13 protein-coding genes are annotated in these 12,502 nt (G+C 44.4%); 10 read left to right on the forward strand and 3 right to left on the reverse strand.

Annotated features, from left to right (window positions below; genetic code table 11):
• Positions 1-124 precede the first annotated feature (124 nt).
• Positions 125-406 (reverse strand): subtilase-type protease inhibitor, encoded by a 282-nt coding sequence (locus tag RTP55_RS01245; protein WP_312383596.1) that lies wholly within the window; start codon positions 404-406, stop codon positions 125-127.
• 418 nt (positions 407-824) lie between these two features.
• On the opposite strand from RTP55_RS01245, the gene RTP55_RS01250 reads away from it, so the two are divergent.
• From RTP55_RS01250 to iscX, 6 genes are all read left to right on the forward strand, one after another.
• The gene (locus RTP55_RS01250) at positions 825-1,874 is read left to right on the forward strand and encodes a ribonuclease Z (protein WP_312383598.1); all 1,050 of its coding nucleotides are present in this window, start codon (positions 825-827) and stop codon (positions 1,872-1,874) included.
• 222 nt (positions 1,875-2,096) lie between these two features.
• Positions 2,097-3,218, forward strand: a complete 1,122-nt coding sequence (locus RTP55_RS01255) for a Re/Si-specific NAD(P)(+) transhydrogenase subunit alpha (protein ID WP_099833975.1) — start codon at positions 2,097-2,099, stop codon at positions 3,216-3,218.
• Positions 3,219-3,261: 43 nt separating this feature from the next.
• On the forward strand, positions 3,262-3,624 hold the full coding sequence (locus RTP55_RS01260; RefSeq protein ID WP_076776182.1) for a proton-translocating transhydrogenase family protein: 363 nt from the start codon (positions 3,262-3,264) through the stop codon (positions 3,622-3,624).
• A gap of 11 nt (positions 3,625-3,635) precedes the next feature.
• A complete protein-coding gene (locus tag RTP55_RS01265; RefSeq protein ID WP_312383652.1) occupies positions 3,636-5,024 on the forward strand; it encodes an NAD(P)(+) transhydrogenase (Re/Si-specific) subunit beta in 1,389 nt (462 codons plus the stop codon).
• Positions 5,025-5,112: 88 nt separating this feature from the next.
• Positions 5,113-5,625, forward strand: coding sequence for an acyl-CoA thioesterase (locus RTP55_RS01270; protein WP_312383600.1), 513 nt, complete (start codon positions 5,113-5,115; stop codon positions 5,623-5,625).
• Positions 5,626-5,638: 13 nt separating this feature from the next.
• Positions 5,639-5,839, forward strand: a complete 201-nt coding sequence (iscX, locus tag RTP55_RS01275) for a Fe-S cluster assembly protein IscX (protein WP_007116656.1) — start codon at positions 5,639-5,641, stop codon at positions 5,837-5,839.
• 228 nt (positions 5,840-6,067) lie between these two features.
• Here iscX and dapE read toward each other — a convergent pair whose 3' ends face one another.
• Entirely contained in the window at positions 6,068-7,306 is a 1,239-nt protein-coding gene (dapE, locus tag RTP55_RS01280; protein ID WP_312383603.1) for a succinyl-diaminopimelate desuccinylase, read from the reverse strand.
• Between the two features lie 196 nt (positions 7,307-7,502).
• Here dapE and RTP55_RS01285 point away from each other — a divergent pair, with 196 nt between their 5' ends.
• Positions 7,503-8,117 carry a LysE/ArgO family amino acid transporter gene (locus RTP55_RS01285; protein ID WP_409418397.1) on the forward strand — a complete coding sequence of 205 codons (615 nt, stop codon included), beginning with the start codon at positions 7,503-7,505 and terminating at the stop codon, positions 8,115-8,117.
• On the opposite strand, the gene RTP55_RS01290 is transcribed toward RTP55_RS01285, so the two are convergent.
• A complete protein-coding gene (locus RTP55_RS01290) occupies positions 8,103-8,717 on the reverse strand; it encodes a 2OG-Fe(II) oxygenase (RefSeq protein WP_312114407.1) in 615 nt (204 codons plus the stop codon). The genes RTP55_RS01285 and RTP55_RS01290 overlap by 15 nt on opposite strands.
• 132 nt (positions 8,718-8,849) lie before the next feature.
• Here RTP55_RS01290 and RTP55_RS01295 point away from each other — a divergent pair, with 132 nt between their 5' ends.
• The 3 genes from RTP55_RS01295 to RTP55_RS01305 all read left to right on the forward strand — a co-directional run.
• Positions 8,850-9,737 carry a 23S rRNA (adenine(2030)-N(6))-methyltransferase RlmJ gene (locus RTP55_RS01295; RefSeq protein ID WP_036604382.1) on the forward strand — a complete coding sequence of 296 codons (888 nt, stop codon included), beginning with the start codon at positions 8,850-8,852 and terminating at the stop codon, positions 9,735-9,737.
• 129 nt (positions 9,738-9,866) lie between these two features.
• Positions 9,867-10,793 (forward strand): CDP-diacylglycerol--serine O-phosphatidyltransferase, encoded by a 927-nt coding sequence (gene pssA, locus RTP55_RS01300; protein WP_222118086.1) that lies wholly within the window; start codon positions 9,867-9,869, stop codon positions 10,791-10,793.
• A gap of 168 nt (positions 10,794-10,961) precedes the next feature.
• Positions 10,962-12,502: alpha/beta hydrolase family protein (locus RTP55_RS01305; protein WP_312383622.1), on the forward strand; the 1,541-nt coding region annotated here is incomplete at its 3' end.

Genomic DNA, 12,502 nt, shown 5'->3' on the forward strand with positions numbered 1-12,502 from the left:
GGGGATTATAACACTTCGCTCATTTTATCGTCAGTAAGCTATGGCAAACAAGCTAGTGCAACGTTATGGCAGGCTAAATTATCATAGCCAAGTCATTTGCTAACCCAGTTACTTATTAACTCAGTTACTTGCTAGTGTCCGACCCACAAGCACCCTTGGTGATACTCATAGTCTTGTCCATAGCATTGCCGCCATTATTTGCCATACAAGCGTTGCCATAGGTTTGATAGTGGACGATGCCATTATTGATAGTTTTGACGCAGACAGGATCATATTGCATGGTGCACATCATCTCAGGTTTCTTGATGGGCTGAGGCATGGTTGTGTGGTTTTGCTGATCTGAGCTAACAGCTTGGCAGCCAAATAAACTTAATGAGAAACAGAGTGGGGTAAAAAACTTGAACATAGCATTTCCTTATTGTGTTCAGTAGGTGATATAAGAGGTGATACAAGCAGCATTGAGTATACCAAAACTCAGTGAAATCATCCCCAATAATAACCCACTTGCCAAATTATTATTGCTATTATCTGTTACCAAATCTTTAAAACTTAAGCAGGCAGCCCGCCGTCAGCCGTTGGACCATTAACCAAGCACGCCCCAAATCCGCCTATCGACAAGTACAAGGCTGATGGTTAAAACAGACTTGCCCATTTGGTCAGACACAGCATAAGAGGTAAAAGCTAAGGATTAAAAGGATGCGTTGAAGTCAATGTCATAGCCCAGTCAAAAGTTGTTGTGAAATTTGTTAGCGCATTTTATTTTATAGTTAAATTGATAAAGATTCACTATAACGATGTAACACTCGTTTGATCAAGAGGCAATCATGTTAACACTCACTTTTTTGGGTACATCAGCAGGGATACCCACCAAACACCGCAACGTCACCGCGCTTGCTGTATCACTCATCAATCCTTATAGCAAAGCAAAAAACGTCCCTTGGGTATTAGTGGACTGTGGGGAAGCCACCCAGCATCAATTACTCAAAACCCCGTTGTCCGTGATGCAGCTAGAATTGATTTGTATCACCCATGTGCATGGTGACCACTGTTATGGCTTGCCAGGGTTATTGGCTAGTATGGCGATGAGTGGGCGCAAGCATCCATTAACCCTTATCGCTCCACAAGCCATTGCCGATTATCTTGCAGCCGTGCAAGCCACGACAGCGCTGATGATAAGTTTTGACATTAATTTTATCGCCATTGAAAATAGAGCGCAGGGAGATAGTTACCAACCCATCACGCTGGATTTGACAGATGACCATCAGCTACAAGTTGACGTGATTGCGCTATCACACCGTATCCCTAGCCACGCCTTTAAATTCACCCAGCGCCTGTCCAAAAAAACCTTATTGACCCAAAAACTCACCGAGCTTAACGTGCTAGATAAACGGCTATGGGGAAAGCTTAAATACGGTATTGACGTCAATCTAGATGATAACACCTTACTAAAATCCGCGGATTTTGTCACCACCACGCTGCATAAAACCGTGCTAATAGTCGCAGGTGACAATGACTCACCTGAGCTATTAGCCGATGCCATATCAGATACCGATGTGTTGGTACACGAGGCCACTTATACCCAAGCAATTGCTGATAAACGAAAATTAGCCCCTAACTATTTTGACTCCATGCATTCAACCGCCAAGCAAGTTGCCGAGTTTGCGCAGTTATCACGGTTAAAAAACCTGATTTTGACCCATTTTAGCGCGCGTTTTCAACCTTTTGATAAACCTAGCAGTAAAACTTTAAATATGTCACATATTCGGGCAGAAGTGGATGCCAGTTATCAAGGTAATTTTTGGCTTGCCCAAGATTTTGATGAATTTAAAATCGACAATGGCAAGGTTAAAAAACGCAATACGCAAATAAACTAATCTTCAGAAAGCCATCTTGTTAAAAGAAAATTTTGTAAAAAGTTTTATTGATAACTTTTTTTTATACGCACCAGTCAAATTTACTTGTTATTCCGCCTAGAATTGTTTTGCATAATTAATTATATTTATGGTAATTTAATTATCATTTTTTTAATTTATAACTGTCTAAGCTAATCGTCAGTTGTGGATTGAGAATCCAACCGAACCGCTTGAGGAGAGTGTATGCAAATTGGTGTACCAAAAGAAACTGCATTATATGAAAATCGGATTGCGATTACCCCCGATACCATTAAAAAGTTCATCAAGTTGGGTCACAGTATTGTGGTCGAACGCGATGCCGGTAAAGGTTCGTTTATTACCAATGATGCGTTGGAACAAGCAGGGGCGCAAATTGTTGATGATGCGATCTCAACAAGTGATGTGGTGCTCACGGTCAATAGCTTACCGATTGAAAAAATCAACCAGCTAAAACAAGAAGCGATTGTCATCGGTATGATGAATCCGTATCGCAATGCCAATTTGCAGGACTATGCCAATCGCCACGCCAAAGTGTATGCCATGGAGCTATTGCCCCGAACTTTGTCGCGGGCACAAAACATGGACGTGCTGTCATCCCAAGCCAACTTGGCAGGTTATAAAGCGGTGATTTTGGCTGCTAACCAGTTTGGTCGTCCTTTCCCCATGTTTATGACATCGGCAGGTACGGTGAAACCTGCGCGTATTGTCATCCTAGGCGTGGGCGTCGCGGGTTTGCAAGCGATTGCCACCGCGCGTCGTTTGGGAGCGGTTGTGGAAGCCAGTGACTTACGTCCCACCGTGCGTGATCAAGTGGAGTCAGTCGGTGGTAAATGGCTCGATGTTCCCATGAGCGATGAGGAAAAAGCCAAAGCCAAAGACACAGGCGGCTATGCTTGGACACCGTCTGAGCAATATATCAAAGACCAAGCCGCGGTTGTCGATAAAGCAGTCAGCCAAGCAGATATCGTGATTACCACGGCTCAAATTCCTGGTCGCAATGCCCCGCGTTTGATACACCAAGCTACCATCGATAAAATGAAATCTGGCTCAATTCTACTTGATATGGCCGTGGAAACAGGCGGTAACGTAGAAGGCTCAGTGGTCGGACAAAATATCATCACCCCAAACGGTGTCACCATCATGGGTGTGCCCAATATTCCATCGACCTTGGCGGCGCAGTCATCGGCATTGTATGCCAACAATTTGTATAACTTTTTTGCAACCTTGATGGATGACAATAAAGTGTTTGCGCTTAATCCAGAAGATGAAATCCAAAAAGCCTTGCTGGTTACTAGCCAAGGTCAAGTATTGTTAGCCAGTCGCTAACCTAATTTTCATTTAATTTTACCTATCGAGGTTAGGAGGTTTTATGTTATTGACCCTATTAGCGTCTGCGACATCTGCCACCCCATTTGTGGCAATCTTTAGTATCTTTGTTTTGGCTATTTTTGTGGGTTATTACGTGGTTTGGGGGGTAACACCTGCACTGCATACCCCACTCATGGCAGTGACTAATGCATTATCCAGTATTGTCATCGTCGGTGCCATGCTGCAGACCGTCAGCATCAATGGGGATATGTTTACCCCAACAAGTCTTTTGGGGGCGTTTGCGGTATTTTTAGCCAGCATCAATATTTTTGGTGGTTTTTCGGTGACGGAACGTATGCTAGCGATGTTTAAATCAAAAGATAAAAAAGCCAAAGCTGAGCCAAACAAAGAAGGAAATGCTTGATGAATGAGAATTTGAATTGGGTCGCCCAACACGCTGATTGGTTTTATTTGATTGGTGCGGTGCTATTTATTTTAACCTTACGGGGTTTATCAAGTCCAAAAACCGCCATCCGTGGTAACCGATTCGGTATGATAGGTATGGCGATTGCTATTATCACTACCTTTTTCTTGGCACCCAGTCCGGTATTTGTATTAATTGTTGGCGCGATGGTACTAGGCGCGGTGGTCGGCACTTGGAAAGCACGTACCGTTGCCATGACGCAAATGCCAGAAACCGTGGCTTTGATGCACTCTTTAGTCGGTTTATCGGCGGTTGCCATCGCACTAGCGAGCGTGTTGCATACAGGTGTCGAGCATAGCACCATCGCGCGGTTTGAGTTATTTATCGGCTGTTTTATTGGCGCAATTACCTTCTCAGCGTCAATGTTTGCTTTTGGTAAATTGGCGGCAAAAAGCTGGGCAAAGACGATTAAAGGCAGTTGGGTAAAACCTGTCCAAGCGCTATTGTTCATCGCGATGTTAGCATTTGGTATTATGTATTTTACCACCCAATCTATGCCAGCGTTTTATGCCATGACCATTTTGGCTATTATTTTTGGCTGGATGTGGATTGCGCCGATTGGTGGCGGTGATATGCCTGTGGTGGTATCGCTACTCAACTCATTCTCTGGGTGGGCAGCAGCCGGTATCGGTTTTACCCTAGGTAACTCAATGTTGATTATCGCAGGTTCGCTGGTGGGTTCATCTGGGGCGATTTTGTCCTACATTATGTGTAAAGCCATGAACCGTTCACTGCTCAACGTATTGTTTGGCGGTATGTCAAGCAGCTCAGCCGCTGCGACAGAAGAAGATACCGGACCCAAAACTTACCGTACAGGCTCACCTGAAGATGCTGCCTTTATGATGGAAAACTCTAGCAGTGTCGTCATTGTGCCAGGCTATGGTATGGCGCAAGGCCGTGCGCAAAATGCGGTAAAAGAGCTTTATGAAATGCTCAAAGAAGAAGGCGTGGACGTGCGTTTTGCCATTCACCCCGTGGCAGGTCGTATGCCAGGTCATATGAACGTACTATTGGCTGAAGCAGATGTGCCGTATGAAGATATCTTAGAAATGGATGAAATCAATTCCGACTTTGCAGGTACAGATGTTGTGCTGATTATCGGTGCCAATGACGTGGTCAACCCAGCGGCAAAAGACGATCCAAACTCACCGATCTTTGGTATGCCAATTCTTGAAGCAAACAAAGCGCAAACCGTGATGGTCATCAAACGCTCAATGAGTGCCGGCTACGCAGGTCTTGATAATAGCTTGTTCTACATGGACAAAACCATGATGATCTTTGGCGATGCCAAAAAAGTAGTAGAAGACATGATTCGCCATATCAATGGTACAGGTCACTAAGTTTTTGTAACTTCAATCAACCCTGACTAACCAGTTTAGTCAGGGTTTTTTATTTGCTATAATCAGGCGGATATCACAAGGAAAATTCATGAATTTATTACTTCGTTACCTTATCTTATGTTTGATGCTAAAATCCGATAAAGCAAAGTCATCCAAACCAAGCTATAGCGATGCGATCATCCGCTACTATCGGATTTTGCCACATGATATGGGGTTTCGTCACCATGTGCCTAATTATCGCTACTTAAGCTTTATTGAGCTTAACATCCAACAGTGGCTGATGCAGCAACGTCCAACGGACAAGCTAGGTTGGGTGATTGCATCGCAACAATTAACTTATATCAAAGAAAGCTTTTTGTTGGATAAATTGGCGCTTCGCAGTCAATTATTGGCTTGGGATAAAAAATACCTGTATTTTCGCCACGAGTTTTGGGTGAAAAATGACTTAAATGTGGTGGCACTGACCAAAATTGTATTGATGTTGGATGGGCAAGTGCAACCGACCAGCGTCATTGTACAGCAAGATGAACAAGCTCATCCTGTCATCAAAACTTGGCAAGACAATCTTAACGAAATCAAAAAACTCACCCCCATCAAATAACTGGAGAAAAAATATGTCCCTCAAATGGAACGACACGTTAGAAATTGCCATTCAACTTTCTGAAAAATACCCTGATGAAGACGTGCAATATATTCGTTTTACCGATTTGCATCGGTATGTGACGCAGTTGGAAGAATTTGGCGATGACCCAACCAAATCGACCGAAAAACAACTAGAAGCGATTCAAATGGCTTGGCTAGACGAACTAGATTAAGCTGAATGCTAGATTCTTCTTCATACTAGATTGTTAATGAGCAGTAGCTAAATTAATTTACCCATGAAAAATTACCCACGTTTGCTTAATGCGTCAGCCAAAAATAACATTTTTTGATGTCATTGACTTGGGTAAATAATCATTTGCCAACCTCACGAAGATTGCCAACCCCAGCAAAATTAGCCGTATCACTGGGCTGTTAGCATGCCATATGTAGGTTAACAGTATTTAGTTTAACAGTAAGTTTTGTAATATTTGCTCATAAATTGCGGCAAGTTTGCCCAAGTCTTCAACTGCTACACACTCATCAATTTGGTGGATGGTTGCATTACGCACGCCAAGCTCAACCACTTCAGGCGACCTATTGTCAACATTCAGCGTTGCGATAAAACGACCATCTGAAGTGCCGCCTGTGGTTGACAGCTCTGTATCTGTCCCTGTCACGGCTTTAATCGCGGATTGACAGGCGCCGACGAGGTTGCCTTGCGGCGTCAAAAATGGGTTGCCTGATAATTTCCAATTGATGTGATAACTGGCTGCACCGTCTTGAAAATGCTTGTCAAAAATCGCATGGGTGGTCGCTTTAAGTTTCTCATCGTTGGTCTCAGTTGAAAAACGAAAATTAAATTCGGCGCTTAAAGTTGCAGGAATCACATTGTTAGCCCCAGTGCCTGCATTAAGGTTGGAGATTTGCAGGGTGGTGGCGGGAAAATACGCATTGCCATTGTCCCAAGTTTGGCTACAAAGCTCGGATAGGGCTGGCAAGGCATAATGAATAGGGTTCACTGCCAAATGCGGGTAGGCAACATGACCTTGTTTGCCAGTGACTGTCACAACGGCGCCAAGCGAGCCACGGCGACCATTTTTGATGATATCGCCCAATGTGTGAGTGCTAGAGGGTTCGCCAATCAAGCAATAGGTTATGGGTTGGTTGCGCGATTGCAATGTTTCCACCACTTTGACTGTACCGTTAACCGAAGGACCTTCTTCATCAGCGGTGATTAAGAAAGCAATTGAGCCGTGATGATTGGGGTGCTTGGCGACAAAATTTTCAACAGCGACAGTAAATGCCGCAATCGCTGTTTTCATGTCTGCAGCACCACGCCCATACAGTATGCCATCTTTGATAGTAGGCTCAAATGGCGGATAAGTCCATTGGCTGACATCGCCCGTGGGCACGACATCGGTATGTCCTGCAAAACATAATACGGGCGCCTGCGCCTGCCCACGACCTTGACGAATTGCCCATAAATTTTTGACTTCTGCTTCGCGTCCTGTCGCACCTTTTTCACCAAAGTATAAAAATTCACAATCAAACCCAAGGTGGTTAAGCCGCTCAGCCAGTATATTTTGACAGTCAAGGTCAGTTGGCGTCACTGATGGCTCGCGCATCAGCTGTAAACTCAGTGCTAAGGTTTGCGCTTGAAGGTGGTCTAAATCAGTGGCGTTACTGGCATAATCAGTCATTATCGTTTCCTTAAAATCTCTTAAAAATCTCTCAAAAAGCTCGCTTATTTGCGCTGCATATTAGCATAAATTAGCGCCTTAGCGGGTCGCATTGTTCGCAATCGCTCAGCATTTTGGCTACAATACGCTTTTTTTCTCGCTATGCTTTTTTCTCACTGTGCTTTTTTGTGTTTTTTGCGAATGTTACTGGGGACTTGTGGTATCGATGAATATCTCTACTTTTTTAATGGGCATGAGCGTGTGCTTTTCGTTAATTTTGGCGATTGGGGCACAGAATGCGTTTGTGCTTAAACAAGGGCTAAAACAACAATTTGTGTTTATCGTGTGTCTGATTTGCGCGTTATCCGATGCGGTGTTGATTACGGGTGGCGTGTTTGGTTTTGGCAAGCTGATTTCGCAATTTCCGCTGATTATCACCATCGCAAAATACGCAGGGGCGTTGTTTTTAATTGTGTATGGCGCCCGAAGTTTTATTGCCGCTTATCAATCAAACCAATCGCTCGTGGCGCAGGGTGAAGACGTTGGTAATTTAAAACAAGTGATTGCCATGTGCTTGGCATTTACTTGGCTCAATCCCCATGTGTATTTAGATACGGTGATTTTGCTTGGGACGATTGCATCACAGGTTACCGATAAACTGGCGTTTGCGTTGGGTGCAATTTTATCTTCGTTTATTTTCTTTTTTAGTTTGGGTTATGGTGCGCGTATGCTGCAGCCGCTATTTGCCAAACCACTGTCTTGGAAAATTCTTGATATCCTCATCGGGGTTGTGATGTGGGGGATTGCGGCAAGTTTATTACTGGCTAATTAGCCCATCTTTTCTCATCCAAGTGGCAATAGAGAAGCGTTCACGATGGGTGATTGCGACTTGATGGACTAAGTTACTGTTAAAAACCACCAATCTGTTACCTTGGGGCTGTAATTGTTGCTGTGTGTCATGGTGATCGATGACGACAATTTCACCGCCATCGGGCGCCCCCCAACCGTCATTGAGATAAAAAACCGCCGATAACACACGTTCATCACGCCCTTGCGGGTTGTCTGAATGCCACTGATAACCAAACCCTGCAGGGTAGCGGGCATAATGAGCCTCACTACGGCGAATGCCGGTATATAAGGTTTGATTAAAAAATTGCGCGAGCTCATTAATCGCTTGTAGATACTGCATACCAATCGGGCAGTGCTCATCAATCCAGCGGGTGCTATCCCCGCGAATGCTAGTGATTCGCTCACCCTGCGTCAAATTGGCGGCATGGTAATCAATCAAGCCACTCTCTTTTTGTAACGCCTGAAAAAATTTGACGTCAAAACAGTCATCTAGCACGATAAAACCGTCATTAACCAGACCGTCAAGCTGTGCGTCATTTATTTTTTCAAACCAGTTGGGCAGGATAAAATTCAACTCTGGCATGTGCGCTGTGTTTCCTCCAGCATTGTTTAACATTTAACTGGGCAATTTTTAGCAAAAACTTCTAGCAAAAACTTCGCCAATTTTTGATAGCTATGCTACCATACCTGCTAATTTGTTTACGAAAAATTTATTATGAATTATCAACACAGCTACCACGCGGGCAACTTCGCTGATGTGGTAAAACACGTTTTATTACTCCAATTACTTGAGATGATGAGCGCCAAGCCAAAACCTTACTATATTTTGGATGCGTATGGTGGTCGCGGTTTGTATTCACTTGCCAGTGATGAAGCCAAAAAAACGGGTGAAGCCATCCATGGCATTACCAAACTGCTAGCGCAAGATAATAGCCAAGCGCCACAGGCGGTGCAAACCTATCTACAAGATATTGGCTACGCCAAAAAATTCTACGATAAGCATGTGTATCCAGGTTCGCCTTGGTTTATTGCCCATCACATCGAAAAACAACAAGACGCTCACCCAGAAATTACCAATCGCGCCGAAGCGTTTGAATGGAAAGCAAGCGAGTTTGATGCGCTCAACTACCAACTGCACCAATTGCCCATTGGCGTGCAACATCGCAACGCCTATGAAGGAATTTTGGCGGTGCTACCACCGCAAGAAAAACGCGGGTTAATTTTAATCGACCCCCCCTTTGAACAGGAACACCGTGATTTTAGCGCATTGGTAGATTTATTGGTCAAAGCGCATAAAAAATGGTCAACCGGGGTATTGGCACTTTGGTATCCCATCAAAAACAACGATGCGGTTGAGCTGTTTTATAAAAAAATGAAACGCACCGAAATCCGCCGTCAGTTGGTACTTGAGCTGAATATTTTCCCACCCGATTTGCCGATGGGTTTAAATGGGACGGGTATGTTGGTGATTAACCCACCTTGGCAATTTGATGCTAAAGCCGAAGAGATTTTGCAATATCTACAGCCAATTTTGCAGCATCCTGAAAGCCCACAAATGAGTGTGGAGCAGCGCACCAAAGTACAATGGTTGGTTGGCGAATAATGTCACACTTGGCGGGTTAACTGGTCACAAAACCCGCCAAATTTCGCAATTTGTTACCGAGCTCGATGCACTTAGCAATAAACGATTTATTATAGACGACCTGCAAGAGACAACCTGCAAGGATAATCAATGAATAACGATAATAACCAACCAACCCTTATCAAGACGCCCATCGACGCATTACAACAGCCGCAACAGCCGCAACAGCACACTAAGGATATCAATCCGATTCAGCTTGAGCATCAGCGTAACCGTGAATTGGCAGAAACCGATGACTACGATGGGCTCACCTTTGAAGTCATTGAAAATGCGCGTGTCGCTGATAAAACGATTGCGCAAAAAGGCGTTTATTTAATTCCCAATTCATTTACGCTATTGTCGCTGCTTGCGGCATTTTATTCGATTACCCAAAGCGCGTTGGGGGAAGGGCATTATATGCGTGCCTGTGTGGCGATTTTTATCTCGGCATTGCTAGATGGGTTAGATGGTCGGGCGGCAAGGCTGTTCAATGCACAAAGTCCCTTTGGCGAGCAGCTAGATTCGCTAGCCGACTGCATCGCGTTTGGACTTGCGCCTGCGTTATTGATTTATCATTATGCGTTAGAGCCGTTGGGGCGTATTGGTATCGCTTGCGCCTTTGTGTATGCTGCCTGTGCCGCGCTGAGACTGGCGCGTTTTAATGTACAAATTGGTGTTGTTGATAAAAAATACTTTGTCGGGGTAGCAAGTCCGTTAGCCGCTATTTTAGTCACGACGTTTGTGATGGTACATATGGATTGGCAAGTTGAATTGCCGGCGACCAGTCCCGCTTTTCAAATTTTGGCAGCCATTTGGGTAGTGATTGCGGGCTTTTTGATGGTGAGTAATTTAAAATACTATAGCTTTAAAGAGTTTGATAAAAAGCGTGTCCCGTTTGTGGCATTGATTTTGATTGTGTTTGCGCTCGGTATCGTGCTGTATAATATTCCTGCAGGACTGCTGGCGATTAGCGTGATTTACGCCTTATCGGGCCCAGTAACTGCGGTTTGGAGCAAGCTTAAACGCAAACCTGTTTAGAGCTACTTTAGGTTTTTTTGTTTCAGTAGTAATTTTTTTTAGAAACGGATGTTCAAATAGTATAAAAACTGGCATGATGAGCGTATCGTTTTCATGCCCGTTTTTTTTGGGTAACATGATGCGTTGTTCAAGGATATGAACCATTAATTTCCTCATAAGGAGTATGAGATGCACCGTCAGTCTGATTTAATCCACCCTGCTTTTAACCTAACCAAAATTTTTATCTCCGTGTGTTTGGCATCAACCTTAGCCGCTTGTGGTAGCGATAATGATTCCACTACAACGCCACCTGCCAAAACAGGCGTTGCTTCACTGCCCACAGGTAATTTAATCAAAGATCCATTAACGACCAAAAATCTCACCGCCAGCGCCTTAACCCAGTTATTTAATACCACAGACCCCGATTTTAGCAAAGTTGCAGCCACGCCCAAGTGCGGTGTGCGTGTAGAATACATGCAATATGATACCGTCGATGTCAAAGGTAATAAGACCGATGCGACGGGTGCTGTGTTTATTCCAACAGGCACGGATGCAAGCTGTAGCGGCAATCGACCCATTGTACTCAATGCCCACGGTACGGCAACGACCAAAGCCTATAATTTTGCAGAAGTCGGTAATGCCAATAATGAAGCAGGACCGGCGGCGACATTGTTAGCGGCTTTGTTTGCAGGGCAAGGCTATGTGGTTGTCTCACCCAATTATGCAGGTTATGACAAATCAAGCCTAGCTTATCATCCGTACCTCAATGCACAGCAGCAGTCACACGAGATGGCAGATGCGTTAAAAGCAGGCAGGGAAGTGGTACGCCGCACGGGCAGTGCAACCAATGTTGCTGACAATGGCAAATTGTTTATCACAGGTTATTCTCAAGGTGGCTATGTCACCATGGCAACCACGCGCTATCTTGAAACGCTCAAAGAACCTGTGACAGCAGCCCTGCCAATTTCTGGACCCTATGCCATGGAAGCCTTTGGTGATGTGGTATTTGGTGGCAAAGTTATGCTCGGTGCGACGTTTTTTGCCCCGCTGATGGCTCGCAACTATCAAGAGCAATATGGCAATATTTATGCCAAACCCAGTGACATGTTCGCGCCAGCCAATGCCGATGAAATCCCCTCACTACTGCCTAGCGCCAGCATGACTGATATGCAGCTCATTTTAAGTGGTAAATTGCCTGCCTCAGCGATGTTTCAAAAAGCCCCAACGGGCAATTCAACGCTCGATGCGTTATCACCGTCTGACCCAGCATTTAGTTTTGGTTTTGATACGACGCAGTATTTAGTCAAAAATGACTACCGATTAGGGTACTTGGCGGATGCCCAAAAAAATGTCGATTGGGCAGTGCCTTATTTACAAGGTTATACCAACTATAGCCCAGTGCCTGCCACACTGCCTGAACATCCCCTGCGTAAAGCGTTAAAAGCCAATGACTTGCGTGGCTATTTACCAACAATGCCTGTCATTATGTGCGGTGGTAACCAAGATCCGATGGTGTTCTTTGACGTCAATAGTAGTTTAATGAAAACGCTATGGGATACAGATACTAATAAAACTAGCGCGACCAAGTTGGGAATTATTGATATTGATATCACCAATCGCGCCACGCGTCAAAAACCGATTTATCAAACGTTAGGTTTTGATACCGTCAACAATAATATAGTTAAAACCGAATTATACCAAGCAACTTTCAACACAATCCTTAAGCGTAT

It is taken from the genome of Moraxella sp. CTOTU47579 (genome assembly GCF_032004885.1).
Classification (GTDB): Bacteria; Pseudomonadota; Gammaproteobacteria; order Pseudomonadales; family Moraxellaceae; genus Faucicola; species Faucicola tetraodonis.